General features: G+C 47.3%; 11 protein-coding genes and 2 tRNA genes. 8 read left to right on the top strand and 5 right to left on the bottom strand.

Features of this window, described 5'->3' with window-relative positions; translation table 11 throughout:
• Positions 1-57: 57 nt before the first annotated feature.
• Genes QT984_RS22125 through QT984_RS22110 form a run of 4 tightly spaced genes read left to right on the top strand, consistent with a single transcriptional unit; the run spans position 58 to position 4,084 of the window.
• A complete protein-coding gene (locus QT984_RS22125) occupies positions 58-2,133 on the top strand; it encodes a DEAD/DEAH box helicase (protein ID WP_333208337.1) in 2,076 nt (691 codons plus the stop codon).
• On the top strand, positions 2,126-3,316 hold the full coding sequence (locus QT984_RS22120; RefSeq protein ID WP_333208336.1) for a GIY-YIG nuclease family protein: 1,191 nt from the start codon (positions 2,126-2,128) through the stop codon (positions 3,314-3,316). The genes QT984_RS22125 and QT984_RS22120 overlap by 8 nt, the downstream gene beginning before the upstream one ends.
• Before the next feature lie 43 nt (positions 3,317-3,359).
• On the top strand, positions 3,360-3,776 hold the full coding sequence (locus tag QT984_RS22115; RefSeq protein ID WP_333262887.1) for a XisH family protein: 417 nt from the start codon (positions 3,360-3,362) through the stop codon (positions 3,774-3,776).
• Positions 3,764-4,084: a XisI protein gene (locus QT984_RS22110; protein WP_333053271.1), complete on the top strand. Its 321-nt coding sequence runs from the start codon at positions 3,764-3,766 to the stop codon at positions 4,082-4,084. The genes QT984_RS22115 and QT984_RS22110 overlap by 13 nt, the downstream gene beginning before the upstream one ends.
• A gap of 189 nt (positions 4,085-4,273) precedes the next feature.
• Here QT984_RS22110 and QT984_RS22105 read toward each other — a convergent pair whose 3' ends face one another.
• Entirely contained in the window at positions 4,274-4,768 is a 495-nt protein-coding gene (locus QT984_RS22105) for a GAF domain-containing protein (protein WP_333053270.1), read from the bottom strand.
• A 480-nt stretch (positions 4,769-5,248) separates the two neighbouring features.
• Here QT984_RS22105 and QT984_RS22100 point away from each other — a divergent pair, with 480 nt between their 5' ends.
• The gene (locus tag QT984_RS22100) at positions 5,249-6,031 is read left to right on the top strand and encodes an alpha/beta hydrolase (protein WP_333374953.1); all 783 of its coding nucleotides are present in this window, start codon (positions 5,249-5,251) and stop codon (positions 6,029-6,031) included.
• A gap of 153 nt (positions 6,032-6,184) precedes the next feature.
• Here the strand turns inward: QT984_RS22100 and QT984_RS22095 are convergent, their stop codons facing one another.
• The gene (locus tag QT984_RS22095; RefSeq protein WP_333262890.1) at positions 6,185-6,634 is read right to left on the bottom strand and encodes a pyridoxamine 5'-phosphate oxidase family protein; all 450 of its coding nucleotides are present in this window, start codon (positions 6,632-6,634) and stop codon (positions 6,185-6,187) included.
• An 812-nt stretch (positions 6,635-7,446) separates the two neighbouring features.
• Here QT984_RS22095 and QT984_RS22090 point away from each other — a divergent pair.
• Together QT984_RS22090 and QT984_RS22085 are read left to right on the top strand one after the other, a co-directional pair.
• On the top strand, positions 7,447-8,814 hold the full coding sequence (locus tag QT984_RS22090; RefSeq protein ID WP_333208330.1) for a hypothetical protein: 1,368 nt from the start codon (positions 7,447-7,449) through the stop codon (positions 8,812-8,814).
• Positions 8,815-9,362: 548 nt separating this feature from the next.
• Positions 9,363-14,852 (top strand): response regulator, encoded by a 5,490-nt coding sequence (locus tag QT984_RS22085; protein WP_333340670.1) that lies wholly within the window; start codon positions 9,363-9,365, stop codon positions 14,850-14,852.
• Between the two features lie 64 nt (positions 14,853-14,916).
• Here QT984_RS22085 and QT984_RS22080 read toward each other — a convergent pair whose 3' ends face one another.
• Positions 14,917-15,624: an ABC transporter ATP-binding protein gene (locus QT984_RS22080; RefSeq protein WP_333053265.1), complete on the bottom strand. Its 708-nt coding sequence runs from the start codon at positions 15,622-15,624 to the stop codon at positions 14,917-14,919.
• Positions 15,625-15,941: 317 nt separating this feature from the next.
• Here QT984_RS22080 and QT984_RS22075 point away from each other — a divergent pair, with 317 nt between their 5' ends.
• Positions 15,942-16,802, top strand: coding sequence for a PEP-CTERM sorting domain-containing protein (locus QT984_RS22075; protein WP_333374951.1), 861 nt, complete (start codon positions 15,942-15,944; stop codon positions 16,800-16,802).
• Positions 16,803-17,160: 358 nt separating this feature from the next.
• Here QT984_RS22075 and QT984_RS22070 read toward each other — a convergent pair.
• Together QT984_RS22070 and QT984_RS22065 are read right to left on the bottom strand one after the other, a co-directional pair.
• Positions 17,161-17,237, bottom strand: a tRNA-Met gene (locus QT984_RS22070).
• Between the two features lie 74 nt (positions 17,238-17,311).
• Positions 17,312-17,387 (bottom strand) — tRNA-Met (locus QT984_RS22065).

Genomic DNA, 17,387 nt, shown 5'->3' with positions numbered 1-17,387 from the left:
ATGTCCGATAAGTGCTACCGAACAGCCTGTCAATCGCAAAACCAAAGTTTACCACCCATGAGCAAACCGATCGCGATTCCCTCAGTTTCCGTCACCTACGCCCAGGATGGCACCTCCACCCGCCCCAACGCCCTCGGTATGCGCCCCATGCAAGAACGCGCCTACCAAAAGCGCGGCGAACAATACCTCCTGATCAAATCGCCTCCCGCCTCCGGCAAAAGTCGGGCATTGATGTTCATCGCCTTGGACAAACTAGAGAACCAGAACCTCAAACAAGCCATCATCGTAGTACCAGAAAAGGCGATCGGCTCCAGCTTCCACGATGAGCCGCTGAGTCAGTTTGGCTTTTGGGCCGATTGGCAAGTTGAGCCGAAGTGGAATCTCTGCGACGCACCGGGAAACGACGGCGGCAAAGTGGGCGCGGTGCAGAAGTTTCTAGCCAGCAATGCCAAGATTCTGGTCTGCACTCACGCCACATTCCGCTTTGCCGTGGACAAATTCGGTATCGAAATCTTAGACGATCGCCTAATCGCCATAGACGAATTTCATCATGTTTCGTCCAACCCAGACAACAAGCTGGGCGATCGTGTCCGCCAGCTCATGGCCCGCGACAAAACCCACATCATAGCCATGACCGGCTCCTACTTTCGTGGCGATGCCGAAGCTGTGTTGCACCCCGAAGACGAATCCCGATTCGATACCGTCACCTACACCTACTACGAACAGCTCAACGGCTACCAATACCTGAAGCAACTCGACATCGGCTACTACTTCTACGCGGGCAGCTACACCGACGAAATCGTGCAGGTGCTAAACCCGAAAGAGAAAACCATCCTGCACATTCCCAACGTCAACTCCCGCGAAAGCACCAAGGACAAGATCCGCGAGGTGGAGCACATCATCGAGGAACTGGGCGAATGGCAAGGCACCGATCCCAACACGGGATTTCAACTCGTCAAAACCGCCGACGGCACGATCCTCAAAATCGCCGATCTCGTAGACGACGACCCCACCAAACGGGATAAAGTCGCCACCGCCCTAAAAGACCCCACCCAGAAGAACAATCGCGATCGTGTGGACATCATCATCGCCCTCGGCATGGCGAAAGAGGGCTTCGATTGGATCTGGTGCGAGCACGCCCTGACGATCGGCTACCGCTCCAGTTTGACAGAGATTATTCAGATTATCGGTCGCGCCACCCGCGATGCACCAGGGAAAACCCGCGCTCGGTTCACCAACCTGATTGCCGAGCCGGATGCCGCCGAATCTGCCGTCACCGAGGCAGTGAACGACACGCTCAAAGCCATTGCGGCCAGCCTACTGATGGAGCAGGTGCTCGCGCCGCGCTTCGAGTTCAAACCCAAGCGCCCCGACAATCAACCAACACCGGGTTTCGACTACGGGGAAGATGGTTACAATCCTGGCAAGTGCAACGTAGGCATCAATCCAGAGAGAGGCCTGATTCAAATGGAAATTAAGGGATTAGCCGAACCCAAGAGCCCGGAAGCCGAACGCATCTGCCGCGAAGACTTGACCGAACTGGTGACGGCTTTTGTCCAAGATAAGCCAACGATCGAGCGCGGCCTATTTGATGAAGAACTGGTGCCGGAAGAACTCACCCAAGTTCGCATGGGCAAAATCGTCAAAGAGAAGTTCCCAAATCTAGAAGCGGAAGATCGAGAAGCCGTCCGCCAACACGCGATCGCCGCCCTAACCCTCGTCCAACAAGCTAAAAAAACCATGAACGAAAGTGGTGGGCAGTACGCCACAAATCCTGGTGGTGGGGAAGCAGCGAAAAACACCTCACTCCTCGATGGGGTGAGGAAGTTCGCCCTATCGGTAACAGACCTCGATATGGATCTGATCGATCGCATCAATCCCTTTGGCGAAGCCTATGCCATTCTGGCTAAGTCCATGAGCGAAGAACGGCTGAAGCAGGTGGCAGAAGTCATTGCGGCTAAGCGAGTAACCCTTAGCGTGGAAGAAGCGCGGGAATTAGCCAAACGGGCGCTGCGGTTCAAGCAAGAAAAAGGCAGGTTGCCCTCTCTCACAGCAGTCGATCCCTGGGAAAAACGGATGGCAGAAGGAGTTGCCTTCCTGCAACGCAAAGTGAAGGAGGAAACTAATGCCTAAGTACACCACCGATGATGATTTGGAATTGCTCGGTGAATTGGGCATGGACATGACCCCCGAACCCTCCGGCCAGCGTTCTGCCAGAGAAGAGCGGATCGTCGCAGGCTTTGAGGAGATCGAGCGGTTTGTGGAAGAATATGGCAGACTGCCCCAGCATGGGGAAGATCGCGATATCTTCGAGCGGCTTTATGCAGTACGGCTCGATCGCCTGCGAGAATCGGAGGAATGTCGTGCAGTCTTGGAACCCCTAGACTCACGCAGACTGTTAGATGCTGAGACTGATGCCAGCCCGATCACAGAAAGCAATCTGACAGATGAAGCACTGCTGGCCTCCCTGGGAGTCGATGCAGCCTCAGAGAACGACGTTACCCAGCTTACTCATGTGCGATCGCGCAGCGAAATCAAAGCAGCCGAGGAAATCGCCCAACGTACTCCCTGTCAGGACTTTGATGAATTCAAACCCATCTTTGACAAAGTGCAACGGCAATTGCAGTCGGGGGAACGGCAAACCATCAAATATCAAGACTATGCAGCCGTCAAGGAAGGTGATTTGTTCATCCTTGATGGGCAGAAGGTGATGGTGGTCGATATGGGTGAGCCGTTTGTCAGCGACTATGGTCGATCGGACTGCCGGTTGAGGGTGGTTTATGACAATGCCACCGAGAGCGATTTGCTGTTGCGATCGCTCCAGCGTGCTTTAAATAAAGACAAGGCCAGCCGCCGCATCACCACCCCAGATTTCGGCCCCCTATTTTCTCACATTGAAGCAGCAGACGACTTACCAACTGGGTACATTTACGTGCTCAGGAGCCAATCGGATCACCCCTTCATTGCGGAGAATCGGTCTATTATTCACAAGATCGGCGTCACCGGAGGAGACGTAAAAAGCCGAATTGCCAACGCCAAGAAAGACCCCACCTATCTACTAGCAGATGTGGAAATCGTCGCAAAATTCAAACTGGCAAATATGAACCGGAAGCGACTTGAGGCACTCCTTCAGAAGTTCTTCGCCAGTGCTCGATTGGATTTGGAATTACAGGATCGCTTCGGTATACCAGTGCAGCCAAGGGAGTGGTTCCTCGTTCCACTAGAAGTCATTGAGGAGGCGATCGAAAAAATCAAGGAAGGAACCCTCGATCAATTCCGGTACGATCGGGAGACAGCAAGTCTTACTCGATCGTAATGCTATCTAAGGGGAATACGTCCAATTAGAACCCAAACTAAAAATGGCAAAGGATCTCTTCCACAACAGGGTCAAAATCGCCCTACAAAAAGATGGCTGGAAGATTACCCACGATCCCTACCAGTTACGCTATGGTGTTGCTGATGTCTACATCGATCTTGCAGCCGAAGAAGCGATCGCCGCTGAAAAAGAAGGACGTAAAATAGCTGTAGAAGTCAAAAGTTTCGTAGGTGGCTCCACCATTTCTGAATTCCACACTGCCCTCGGTCAATTCCTCAACTATCGCGTTGCCCTCGAAGTCTCTAGCGAACCCGAACGTATACTCTATCTGGCAGTGCCCACCGATACCTACCAAATGTTTCTCAGGTTTGAACCCGCAAAAACTGTCATCGAACGTTATGAAATTCGACTAATTGTTTATAATCCAACTCGTGAGGCGATCGACCAATGGATAGACTAAACGAATACCGCAAAATTGTTTGTGACTTTCTCGAAGACTTTTCTAAAAATGACGCAAATGCTCAGCTAATATTCGATTTCGCCCGCGATCGATACCTCGTTATGCACAACGAATGGCGCGACGAATATCGCATCTATGGCTGTGCCATGCAGCTCGATATCATCGAAAATCAAATCTGGATTCAACACAACAGTACCGAAATCTATATCGATCGAGAACTGATTCAACGCGGCGTGTCTCCTCAAGATATCATTCTTGGGTTTCGCTCCCCCAGCATCCGAAAACTCCTTGCCACCAACTATTCCTAGAGACCAAGGTTTGGAACAGTTAGATGGATAAGTAGTTAGACAGAATTAATTACACAAAATAGAATCTGAAATTCTCTTCCCGTAAGCTTTGCAACATTATATATGTGTAAATATTTCTGTCTCGGTTTTCGCATATATATTTTATGCTCGATACCCCAACTGTCACCAAGCAGAATCTGGGATTAAATATTAACTATCTTGAATTGTGGGAGACATTGCCATATTTTGTGCTTGTTGCTGCATGAATTCAATGTCCGATCGCGACCAAGTGCGGGGCCCGCTGCACTGATGAGCAATTAACAGCCCCCACAGTCCTTTGTTTGTTAAAATTGGCACGACTAAATTGGCGCGAACTTTCAGGCTAAGCAGAAAATCTCGGTGACATGGGTTAATTGGTTCTACTTCAATATCTGCAATTGCTTTAACTCTGCCCGCTTCGTACAAAGCAGCGTATTCGCCGCTAAAACATTCGTCTGGCCCCGTTGAACCCAAGATTGAGAGTTCGATCGCACTTAACATCTCGTAAGTCACTCGACCTTGCCACTGTTTGTAAAAATGATAAAGCACCGCGCGATCGCTCTGCAAAACTTCTCGAATGTCGTAGAGGGATTTTTCAACTAATACATCGCGCTTTAGACGATCTGTCAAGCGGTTAACAATGTTTTGCAGGCGATCGCCCGACATAGTATTAACTCCTTTAGTTCCTAGTACACTCGCCCGATCTTAATTATTGAACTGGCGCTATCAACAAAACTCAATTTCTTGCGCTTCGAGATTTTCGCGCGCTCTAAAATGAGTAATTTTTGGCTTAACAGTTGTCTGGATGCCAGCAACATTATACTATTATTTTGACAGAGATAGCAATCTTTTTGGGAAACGGGCAATGGCGTCGGGCCCCGCAAGCTACGGCTTTTTTTCGCGAAGAACCACCGATGGGACGCCTGTTCCACAAATGAAGAGAAAAGGAAGAGTTTACAAGTGCTGGGAGAATTGCTAGATCGGCCTAAAGTTGGTTCCTCTTAAAGAGAGGAACTGCTAGGCTATCTCGATAGCTAGAGGAAGCATCAAATATGTCTGTGCTAGAAGGAAGCTGCTTGGAAACACGAATTTATCGCTACGAACGGCATTAAACTGCACTATGTCACTCAAGGTTCTGGGCCGCTGATGCTGATGCTGCACGGATTTCCTGAATTTTGGTATTCTTGGCGGCATCAAATCCCAGAATTTGCATCAGATTATAAAGTTGTCGCTGTGGATCTCAGGGGTTACAACGACAGCGACAAACCTCGCGATCGATCTGCTTACGTTATGGCAGAGTTTGTGCAAGATGTCAAGGGCATTATTCAGGGTTTGGGATACGAAAGTTGCGTCTTAGTTGGTCACGACTGGGGAGGCGCGATCGCCTGGAATTTTGCTTATGCTTATCCCGAAATGGTGGATAAATTAATTGTGATGAATCTACCGCATCCGGCCAAGTTTGCTGAAGGGTTACGCACTCCCCAACAATTGCTGAAAAGTTGGTACATCTTTTTATTTCAGTTGCCAGTTTTGCCGGAGTTGTTAATTCAGTGGGACGACTATCAAGCAATTTCGGCTGCTTTGGAAGGTATGGCAGTTGACAAAAGCACCTTTAGTCCCTCAGATATCGAAGCTTACAAAGATGCCGCTGCCAAACGGGGCGCTCTGACTGCTACTATCAATTATTACCGCAATATTGCTCGCGGATTTCTCGATCGCCAGAATTGGAGCGTGCTGGAAGTTCCGACGCTGATGATTTGGGGAGAAAAAGATGCGGCCCTCGGCAAAGAGTTAACCTATGGAACCGCAGATTACGTGCGGGATTTTCAGATTCATTACATTCCTAATTGCAGCCACTGGGTGCAGCAGGAACAGCCGCAGTTAGTGAATCGGTACATGAGAGATTTTTTGGCAAGCAAAGCTGTTTGAGCTGATATTTGGCACTATTTTCTCCGGCCGCACTTTTTTGTAATTTCTAGTGTTGGAGGCGCTCTGACGATCGTAAACCGGGTTTTTTACCGAGATTGAAAATCTTAATTAAGTATTTTCGTAAAAAACCCGGTAACAAGTGAGTCTCGACGTTCACCGACTGCTGATTCCCTCCGTCGTGCGCCCGCTCATTTCCCAGGGCTGAATGCGGTAAATTGCGATGGTCTCCGCACGCCCTTGCGAGTCAATCCAGGTGCGATTGATGGCGGGCGAAAGTTTGGGGTTGTGTTCTTTGACCAATTCCATCGCGCGATCGATGTCTTCCTGCTGCGTAAGGCGTTCTGCTCGCCCGTTCACGACAACGCTGCGCCAGTGTTCCATATCGCGGACTTCTTCCACTTGCAAGCAGACTTCTGGATTGCCGTCGATATACTTCGTTTTCATCCCGACTGTTGTGAAAATGTATATGTCCGAATCTTGGAGATAATAGTGCATTGGCACAACGTAGGGAAGCCCTTCAAATACACAGCCGAGGTGTCCGTGTCCTACTTGCTGCAAAAGTTCTTGTATTTCTTTTGAACTCATTTCATCAATATCTAACATTTTTATGCTCCTTTAAGACTTACTCTAGAGAAATCCATCGATGTTTTAGGTTGCTTCACGAGTGGGGCTTTGGGTCTAATTATTGCATTTTTGATGCGCCTGTTTTGTAGCTATAAACAAGTATAGAAGTTCTCCGAGCATAACCTAGGTTGGTCACCAATATCATCTACCTTTAGACCGATATATTTTTTGTGGGGAAAATTGTAGGATTTGGGAAATAAACCCTCGGCAATTGCTGAGGGTTTAATGTTTTTATTAAATGGCGATCGTCTAATTAATTAATAAAAGCGTTTTTTCCTAACGGGACTTAAACAAATTTTCAGCCCAGATCAAGCCCAAACTCACTTTATCTGCAGCTTGGGCGTCCATGTTTTGTTGTTACCCGCGAACAAAAGGCGATCGTCCCTTGGAATGCTCTGACCTATCTTTTTTAACACAAGTCGATCAAATATGAGGCCTGGCTGGCTTTCCGGCGGCGTTGTCACCCCGCCAGATATTTAACGCAATTTATAGGGTTAATTGTTATACCCAAATATTTTACTGTGGTTGTTCGAGGTGAACCTTCACTTTTGACTGCTACCTGTGCTATTTTACTTTATGTGTTAATTCGGGAAATTGGTATAGTTAATGCTTTTTTATTACAATAGCTAACAAACTCGATCGCCCGTTAAGTTAGATTAGCGATGGGTATATTTACCTCGAACATAAAATAACCTAAATTAGTAGTTAATAATCACGTGTTATCAAAAACTAGAATTCTGATTTTTTTTCTAGGTGTTTTAATTGCCATCAGCCTAGGGTTGTTCATCGGAATGACAACTTTTGCTCAAAACATCGAAACAATTAAAATTTCCGGCACTGCTGCGGGTGTCAGCACTCGCTACATCGGTGCAGTCGAAGGCAATATCAATTTCGACATCAAAGATTTGCAAGATTTGGGAATTAATACCTACCGCATTTACGGGGGTATGTCTCGATGGGAAGCTGAAGATGATGATGGTAAATACGGTTGGCCATCTATTGACGAAATTAAGACAAATCCCAATATAATTAATTGGGCACATTGGGATCAGATGATGACTAATCCGCCCCAGGGTAGCGATTATTGGTGGTCGGGACGACCAGGTAGGGTTTGGCAAGGCAATGCCAGGACTATTTTTAATAGTCTCAAACAAGCAAATATTCGCCCGGTTGTGAGTATTCGTAATGTTGATAATAACTGGAATCCCAGTTGGGCACTGCAACTGAATCCGCCGCGCACAGGAGAAGATTGGAACGAGTGGTGGGAACACGTTTTTGCTACGGTTTATTGGCTGAATGTTCGCAATGATTACCGCGTTGATGATTGGGAAATTCACAACGAACCGGACAATCGCGATCAGGGTTGGGGCGGGACTAGGGCTGACTATTTTGAATTGGTTAAGGTGGCAAAAGATGCGATCGACTTTGTTTATAAAACTTATTTGCCTTCGCGCACTTACCGCATCCACGGCCCGAAAACCATAGGCGGCAGCAATTGGCCGGCTAGTGCTTTGCAGGAAATACCGAATTATTTCGATACAGTCAATGTCCACAACTACGATGCAGATATTTCTAGCTACACCCGCAAAGTGCGCGGCTGGATGAACGGTACTGTCCGCGCTAACTCGCAGCTTTGGGTAGGAGAATGGGGAACTTACAACATGAGCTACGGTGATTTATCTTTAGCTTTAAATTTGATTAAGAATTTGATTCGAGGTTCTCAACCGGGGGATAATTATATTGACGGCAGTCACATATTCTGTTTGTACGACTGGGGCAAGCCCGCAGGGGCGGAAGGTTTGCTAGGGGACGGGGGAAAACGGCGCGCAGGCTACTATGCTTTACGGATGGGAATTAGGGCTTTGCAGGGCGGGAAAGCTACCTTTTTTCCTATCACTAATAGTTCGGATTTAATGGCAGTTGCAACTCTTGATGCTAGCAAGAATGTTTACTTGCTGGTTGTCAATGACCGAGCAACATCTTACACTGTTAATGCTGATATTTCGGAGCTGATAAAAACTGGTAATGGCACGGTGCGGGAGTTCAGTTCTAAAACAATGGATGAGGTTGTTGGTAGCTTAAGGCTCAAGGGTGGCAATGCGAGTTTTACACTGGCAGGGAACAGCGCTATTCTCATCAAGTTCGATCGCCAGAATTGAAGCTCAAATCCTCTGGGCCATAATTGGGATAAGATAGAATTAGTTATGCTCAAAATTATTTATTTTCTGCCTGCTTGGCCTTGGAACCCTGGAACCCTCGAACCCTCGAACCCCCAATTGCACAGTTGCAATACCTAAATGTCATGTTGTGATTCCCCTCCTGTCGCTGGTAAATTGGTAGGGTGCAGGTATCTGGCCTCAAACAGAATGTGAGCGAGAGTTCCGTTGAGGGGCAGAAAGTAGGGTGCAGTCTAGACAATCGCAGAAATTCTTGCTCGTAAACCCGCAGCAGTTAGGCTAGGCGAGGAATTACCCGCCCGCCTTCATGTCCGCCCTCTGGCAGATAGCATTGGTTCTGGAAGTCAGAAGCCGTCAATTATCAGGATATGGCACGGAATTAATTTTAAATGCCAAGATGCTGGAAGTATGGGTGAGTTGAATCGTACAGAAACTTTGAGCGCGCTTGGAAATCTCGCGGGTAAAGCCTCTCAATCAACCTGCTGCTCGCGATCGGCTTTTTCCAACAAATATCACTTTTATGCCCCCTGATGTTTATTCCCTCCCTCAGTCAGGTCATCAACCGCAATCCCCTCACCGTCACCCCTGAGACGCCCGTAGAAAAGGCGATCGAGCTGATGAGTAGCACAGGAGCCAGTTACGTCCTCGTGGTAGAACCGCGCGGGAATTATCAACTCGGAAATCCCACGAACGGGACTTCCCCACAATCGCGGGAACAGTCGGGTTTCTACAACGGTGTACCGCGTGCGCTACACGCAGGAGGCAACGGGCGGCCTCTCAACGGCTCAAAAGCTCCCTATCCTAGCAGCCAGACAGTGCTGGGGATTTTTACAGCGCGAGATATCGTACAGCTAAATTCGATCGGCGCTGCTTTGAGGGGATTTGCGATCGAGCAAATCATGATCAGAACCGTAACTGTAGCCAGAGAATCGGAAATTCCCGACTTTTTTGCCTTAGCCAATCTGCTGGATAAAAATCAGATCAGCCATTTGCCCGTCGTCAGCGAGGCTGAAGAACTTGTCGGTTTAATTAGCTCTCAAAGCTTGGTGCAAGTGTTGCAGGAAATTGGGGAATCGACACCAAAAGCAATTAGCAGCGCTTCGCTACCTGCGGCTTTCGCGTTCCCTCCGCCGCTGCCAATTGTGCATCAAAAATTAGAGCTGCCCGCAAGTTTAATTAAACTTTATCAAATCCCTCAAATAGCAGCTTCACGAATAATTCACGCTCCTTCTAATTCTTCGGTTCGCTACTTGGCGCAACTGATGTTTAGACACAATGTTAGTTATGTATTAATCACTGAAACCCCCGATCAACACTCGACTGGTGCTGCTCACAATTCCAAATTTACAAATCCCAACATTCACAAACTGGTTGGGGTGGTAAGTTCGCGGGATATCGTGCAGTTGCAGGCCCTGGGAAGAGACTCTAACAAAATTAAAGCGGGAGCAATTTGCAGCAGTTCGCCGCCACTGGTGCGATCGCACTCTAGCCTCGAAGCAGCCGTGGCGCTGCTGCAAAAACACTACTGCCAGTTGCCTTTATTAGTCATCAACGAAACAAATCACCCGATCGGGATTATTAATCCTAAAACTATCCTTTTACAAGCGCTGGATTCCAAATCTCTGCATTCTGGCTTAATTGCTTTGCAGCGCCAGCTAGAATCTAGCAACGCTCAATACAAAAAACTCTCAGCAGAAATACAGCGGACAGCAGCAAATAGCCACGAGATGGCTGAAATTTCTCACCACAGTTTCGTAGAGCGGCCAAATCTCCCCCCTGCAGTCAACAATCAGGGGATTTGGGACTGGAATCTCGAAACAGATGAGTTTTTTTATTCGGCGCGGTGGCAAGAAATGCTGGGCTACCAAGAAGGGGAAATCTCGAATCGCCGATCGGAATGGTGGAGTCGCATCCACCGAGATGATATTGACTCGGTAAAGGCAGCTTTAGAAGAACACTTCGCCCAAAAGACACCGGATTTTGCAGCCGAATATCGGATGTACTGTAAAGACGGCAGCACTGTCTGGGTGCTGAACCGAGGTCAAGTTTTACGCAGCGCTACTGGCAAACCGCTGCGGGTAGTAGGAACTCATACAGATATTACTCTAAACAAGCAGTTTGAAGTCAAAAACCGCGAGCACGATCGAGAACAATTCCATCTATTTGACTCTTTGAAAGCAACAGTAATTTTCCACATAGATGCGGCGGGGGTTTGGAAATTCCTCAACCGCGCTTGGACGGAAATTACTAATTATGCGGTTTCCGAAAGTTTGCAAACTAATTTTTTAGAGTGGGTGCATCCAGATGAGCGCGAGCAATGTGCAAATTTATTGGAGTCTTTGCTGTCCGGGAAGTCGGAATTTGAACGGCGAGAACTGCGATTTAAGTCCAAGTCGGTTTCGGAAAAAAACTCCTTGGGAATTCACAGTAATTCCGGCTTTGTTTCCGTAGAATTATTTGCCCAAGTCCGCCGGAATTCGCAAGGCGAAATAGCGGGAATTTTCGGGACTTTGCACGATGTCTGCAACCGCCTCGAAGGAGTTGAGGAACTGCGGGAAAGTGAGCGGGCAATTCGATCGCTCTACGAGGTAATGGTGAGCTCGGAAGGCTCTTTTGACGATCGAACGATCCGGTTGCTGGCGATGGGCTGTAGTCAGTTTGGGATGGATATCGGGCTGTTGGGCAGGGTTTTGGGCGATCGCTACGAAGTGATTTCGGCTTATGTACCGGAAGATTTTCCCTTTGGATTTGCTAAAGGAGACGGTTTTGCTTTGAGCAGAACCTTTGAGCGAGAGGTTTTGCGATCGAGCGAACCTATTTCTGTCGAATCAGCCGGCACTACTCAGTGGCGCAACCACCCCGCTTACAGCGTCCGCAAGTTGGAGGCTTTTGTGGGGACGAGGGTAATAGTGCAAGGGCGAATTTATGGCACTTTGAGCTTTACTTCTCGCACCACTAAATCTCCTTTTAAACCGCTGAATTTTGAAATTTTAAAGTTGATGGGCAATTACATCGGCGCAGAAATTGCCCGCGAAGAGCGAGAGCGAACTTTGCAACGTCAGTACCAGCGCGTTTTACTACTCAAACAAATTACTCAAAAAGTGCGATCGACTTTAGACACTCAAGAAATTTTTCAAACTACCGCCACCCAAATCGGCCGCGTATTTGGTGTCAATCGCTGTACAATTCACACCTATCTTTCGGAACCTTATCCCCACCTTCCTTGCGTCGCGGAATACTTAGAACCCGGTCACGAATCGGCTTTAGATTTAGAACTTTCTGTCACTTATAACCCCTACACAGAAAAACTTCTCGCTGAAGATATAGCCCTGGCATCTCCCGATGTGTTTGCCGATCCTTTGCTGGAATCTTCGGGGCCGATGTGCCGCCGCATCGGATTAAAATCTATGTTGGCTGTTCGCACTTCCTATCAAGGAGAACCGAATGGAATTATTACTTTGCACCAGTGCGATGCAACTCGCCAGTGGAATCCAGACGAAATTGAACTGTTAGAAGATGTTGCCGCTCAAGTTGGCATTACCTTAGCTCAAGCACAACTTTTAGAAACCGAAGTTCAGCGACAGCGACAGTTAGCAGAGCAAAATGAAGCTTTGGATCAAGCACGACAAGCGGCGGAAGTTGCTAATAGAGCTAAGAGCGAATTTTTAGCAACGATGAGTCACGAAATCCGCACTCCGATGAATGCGGTCATCGGGATGACGGGCTTGCTGCTGGATATGGAACTAACTCCAGAACAGCGGGATTTTGTGGAGACAATTCGTACCAGCGGCGATGCTTTGCTGACTATTATTAACGATATTCTCGACTTTTCCAAGATTGAATCTGGAAAATTGGATTTGGAACGCAGCCCCTTCGAGCTGCAAAACTGTATAGAAGAATCTCTAGAATTACTGGCTCCTAGAGCCTCAGAAAAAGGTTTAGAGTTGGCTTATTTTATTGATGATTCTGTGCCAAAAAACATTTTAGGAGATGTCACGAGACTGCGCCAAATTTTGGTAAATTTGCTGGGCAATGCAGTTAAGTTTACAGAATCTGGAGAAATTGTGGTGTGCTGTACGGCTAGGCAAATTGAACCGGTAGCTGCTAAGAGTTCGCCGGAAAAAATTAATATTCTAGATCCACAACCGCTAGCAATTAACCAGGGAGAGTTGGCACGTAGCAAACAATACGAGATTCAATTTGCTGTCCAAGATACGGGAATTGGTATTCCGCCAGACCGGATGGATCGCCTGTTTAAAGCTTTTTCGCAGGTGGATGCTTCGACAACACGACATTACGGCGGGACGGGTTTGGGACTGGCTATCAGCCAGCGTTTGAGCGATATGATGGGCGGTACAATGTGGGTTGTCAGCCAGGTTGATCCCCGAAGTTCTAAGTCTCAACCGGGAGTTTCTGCCGGACAAAGTATCGCTGGAAGGTCGCCAGAAGAATTTACTCCGCCCTTGATATCGGGTTCGGGTTCGATTTTTTATTTCACGGTGACTGCTGAAGCGAATGACATCCGGGCTGAGGAAAAAAGACCGGAATTTGCCGCTGGTAAGCGCTTGTTAATTGTTGAGCATCATGCCATTAACCGGCAAGTTTTGATCCGGCAGGCAGAGTCTTGGGGAATGATACCCGTGGCTGTAACTTCGGGTGCTGAGGCTTTGGAAATCATCAAAGGAAACTCGCCGCTCGATTTAGCTATTTTGGCGATGAATCTACCAGATATGGACGGTGTGGCTTTGGCTGTGGAGATTCGGAAATTTGAGCAGAGCAATTTGTCTGGCGACGACGGCTTAAATCCGAATGTCATCGTTAAAAACCCTCGCAAAATAGCACTACCTTTGGTACTGTTTACTTATTTAAGTAAGGCGGAAGTTTGGAAAAAACTTGAAACTACAGAAGTACATTTTTCGGCTTTTTTAACTAAGCCTTTAAAACAGTCCCAGTTTTATAATGTGTTGCTGCAAGTTTTTGGATATGTTACTGGCAGAAGCGGCAGGGGAGAAGTTTCAAATGTGGTGACTTTGACTTCGGGATTGAAGTATTTTGAAAATTCTCAAGAACAACACCGCGCGCAGCGGACGCCTGCTGTTTTGAGGCAGGTTGCGACGAATTCTGCCGGACAGGATGGAGCTAATTCTAGTCAGATTCGGATCTTGCTGGCGGAGGACAATGTGGTGAATCAAAAAGTGGCTACGCATTTACTCGACAGGATAGGATATCGGGCTGATATTGCGGCTAATGGGTTGGAGGTTTTGGAGGCGCTGAAGCGGCAATCTTACGATGTTGTGCTGATGGATGTGCAGATGCCGAATATGGATGGGTTGGAAGCGACGCGCCGCATTTGTCAGGAATGGCCTGCTAACAAGAAGCCGAGAATTATTGCGATGACTGCTAATGCGATGCAGGGCGATCGCGAAAAGTGTCTGGAAGCAGGTATGGACGATTATATTACTAAGCCGGTACGCCGGGAAGAGTTGGCGATCGCCTTGAGCAAGTGCTCACCTCTGATTCGGGATGAATTGGATGCGGTAACAGAGGAAAACAATCAAGATATTTCTGATGACATTGACAGTGATGCTGCGGCATCTTCGAGCGTTCAACCGGGAGCCGATTCGCCGATTGATTTTCATATTTTGCAAAATCTCCGCGAGCTAGACGATGATGAAGATCCGGATTTTTTGGGGGAGCTGATCAAGATATATTTGGTAGACGCACCGCAACATTTAGAAACTATTAAGGAGGCTATTTTTCTCGGCGATGCTGATAGTTTGAAGCTGGCTTCTCACACGCTGAAGTCGAGCAGCGCCAATTTAGGAGCGGTGTCTTTTTCTGCTGTTTGCAAGGAGTTGGAATATATGGGTCGCTTGGCGGTTGAGTCGGGAGGGGAACAGGTTTTTGATGTGAGTACGGCGCGCGATCGCCTGTTGGAAGCCCAAGCGGAGTGGGAAAAGGTGCGGGCGGCTTTTGAGACGGAATTGGAAACGGGGAAGTTGCGATCGCAAATAGGGTAATTGCTAATTGGTAATTGGTAATTGCTGTTACCGATTACCCATTACCGATTACCAGAATAGTTATTTAACTTTCACCTAAATAGGCTTTGCGAACAGTTTCATTTGACTGCAAATCGCTAGCAGTACCGGCGACTACAACCTGACCGGTTTGGATGACATAGCCGCGGTGGGCTACACTTAAAGCCATACGGGCGTTTTGTTCCACCAGCAAAATAGTTGTTCCTTCAGCATTAATATCGCGGACGATCGCAAAAATTTGACTGACTAACATCGGTGCCAATCCCATACTCGGCTCGTCCAATAATAACAAGCGGGGGCGCGACATCAAAGCCCGGGCGATCGCCAACATTTGCTGTTCCCCGCCGCTGAGAGTTCCCCCTTTTTGACTAATTCTTTCTCGCAAACGAGGAAATAAATTTAATGCTTTTTCCATATCGGACTTGATACCTAGAGTATCGTTGCGGAGATAAGCACCCATTTCCAGGTTTTCTTGCACCGTCATTCGCGGAAAAATCAACCGCCCTTCGGGACTTTGAGAAATCCCCAAACGGACGATCGCCTCTGTAGATAGTGCTTCTAAAGGCTTTCCCTCAAATAATACAGTGCCGATTCGCGGGCGCAGCAGTCCTTGAATCGTGCGGAGAGTGGTCGTTTTCCCCGCCCCGTTGCTGCCGATTAATGTCACAACTTCTCCCTGCGAGACTGTTAGCGATACCCCTTTGAGAGCGTGGATATTTCCGTAGTAGGTGTGAATGTTTTTAATTTCTAGCATGATTACTCTTTCTGCTTTGTGCCTTTTTATATTATCCCGACTAATTATAAAATTTTATTGCATTTATTTAAAATCAAGCTTTTTTAGAGTAAACAGTAATTTTACTTAGATCAAGACCCGCCCTAGCTCCCATAGAATCTATTTTTAGTAGCTGTGGCGACCAACTTTACATAATTTTTACTTAAACACAAGATTTCTTGACAGTAGCTTTACAAAAATCTCTAAGTATATAGCTAGTATTGATACGTAAGCGCAACCAACCGCTACAAGTTACCAATAACAGCACTTAAAATGTTTCAAATTTAAGGAAATTTACCATGAAATTCAATCACTGTAGCGGAACGATCGCATTTTTATTAGCAACTCCTTTAGTAACCAGCTTGAGTGTAGGTATTGCGCCCAGCCGTGCTGCCACAATAGCCGGTTCTGCCGCAGCAGTAACGATTAACAACTTCCGTCACACCCCGACTGAGACAGGTACATCTACTAACACTAAAACTCAGACAATAGCTAACAGCGGTGCAGCCATTAGCCAAGCAAAAGCTGAGGCATTTTTTATATCTAACTGTCACGAATTGCTGGCAACAAATCTCTCGCAAAGTGAAGTCATAGGCAGCGGGACTAACTATTTCGGTGTAGCCCAAAGTCAAGCAGCAGTGCTCGGCGACTTCTCTATTAATGCGAGAGAAACTTTTTCCTTCACGGTTCAGACTATTTTACATCTTTTTACATCTGTTAGTAATCCCCAATCAGAACGGGCTAGCGCCCTAGGCAGTATATCTTTTTCATTAATTGATACTGTTTCTAACATTCTTTTAGAATCCTTTGAACTTGGGATCGGTTTGCACTCTTTTAAAGCCCCGGAATTGAGTGTGTCATACAACCTCGCTGGAAACTTTAATCCAACACAAATTAATTTTGCTTTTTTGGCTGAAGGTAATACAAAAAGCCTGAGTTTGTATACTTCGGGAGTGTATTCGCGGACTTTTGACAGCACCACTAATTTAAGATTAGTAGAAGTTAAGAACAATATGGCAGTGGCACAATCGCAACCACTTTCCGAAGCCGAACCAGTTCCAGAACCTACTACTATATTAGGCACTGCCCTATTTTTCTGTTTCCTGGCGAAGGGGAGAAAATTTAAGAATCAATTCTCTGAAGTTAAATCAAAAGTTTAGGAATGATGCAAAACATCTAAGGATCGTCAATTAAATAATTTCCCTTTTTTCTTGTGGGATGGGCGTCCCGCCCGCCCAGAAAGGACGGGCGGGACGCCCATCCCACAACAGTCATAGAAAGTGGATTTTATTTAATTCTCATCCCTTAGAATAGGAGTAGGATAATAATCTCTACCGAAAGTGACAGAAGAGGTTAATCCGGTTAGGGACGCTGCAGTACCGTGTCCTCTATTCATGTCGATCGTGCAACCGGAAAGGATATCAATCTGTCGAAGATGCGATCGCCCTCGGCATCAAACAGACGGCATAAAACAAACCCCAGCAACTTTTAGGATGCCGGGGCTTGTCTTATTTAAGTTGGTGGCGGGAAGTGGATTTGAACCACTGACCTTCGGGTTATGAGCCCGACGAGCTACCAGGCTGCTCTATCCCGCGTCGCTTTGTCTCTCTCTCGTGGTTTCCAAAAACAAAACCCTGAAACCTTAAAGATTACAGGGTTCGCTTGAATTTGGTGGCGGGAAGTGGATTTGAACCACTGACCTTCGGGTTATGAGCCCGACGAGCTACCAGGCTGCTCTATCCCGC

Origin of the sequence: Microcoleus sp. Z1_B2 (genome assembly GCF_036700325.1) — a bacterium.
Lineage (GTDB): Bacteria > Cyanobacteriota > Cyanobacteriia > Cyanobacteriales > Microcoleaceae > Microcoleus.
This window is presented reverse-complemented; position numbering and strand designations above follow the sequence as displayed.

Coding starts and splice junctions, on each gene's coding strand:
- QT984_RS22125 (WP_333208337.1), top strand. CDS start 58: ATGAGCAAACCGATCGCGATTCCCTCAGTTTCCGTCACCTACGCCCAG.
- QT984_RS22120 (WP_333208336.1), top strand. CDS start 2,126: ATGCCTAAGTACACCACCGATGATGATTTGGAATTGCTCGGTGAATTG.
- QT984_RS22115 (WP_333262887.1), top strand. CDS start 3,360: ATGGCAAAGGATCTCTTCCACAACAGGGTCAAAATCGCCCTACAAAAA.
- QT984_RS22110 (WP_333053271.1), top strand. CDS start 3,764: ATGGATAGACTAAACGAATACCGCAAAATTGTTTGTGACTTTCTCGAA.
- QT984_RS22105 (WP_333053270.1), bottom strand. CDS start 4,768: ATGTCGGGCGATCGCCTGCAAAACATTGTTAACCGCTTGACAGATCGT.
- QT984_RS22100 (WP_333374953.1), top strand. CDS start 5,249: ATGCTGATGCTGCACGGATTTCCTGAATTTTGGTATTCTTGGCGGCAT.
- QT984_RS22095 (WP_333262890.1), bottom strand. CDS start 6,634: ATGTTAGATATTGATGAAATGAGTTCAAAAGAAATACAAGAACTTTTG.
- QT984_RS22090 (WP_333208330.1), top strand. CDS start 7,447: ATGACAACTTTTGCTCAAAACATCGAAACAATTAAAATTTCCGGCACT.
- QT984_RS22085 (WP_333340670.1), top strand. CDS start 9,363: ATGTTTATTCCCTCCCTCAGTCAGGTCATCAACCGCAATCCCCTCACC.
- QT984_RS22080 (WP_333053265.1), bottom strand. CDS start 15,624: ATGCTAGAAATTAAAAACATTCACACCTACTACGGAAATATCCACGCT.
- QT984_RS22075 (WP_333374951.1), top strand. CDS start 15,942: ATGAAATTCAATCACTGTAGCGGAACGATCGCATTTTTATTAGCAACT.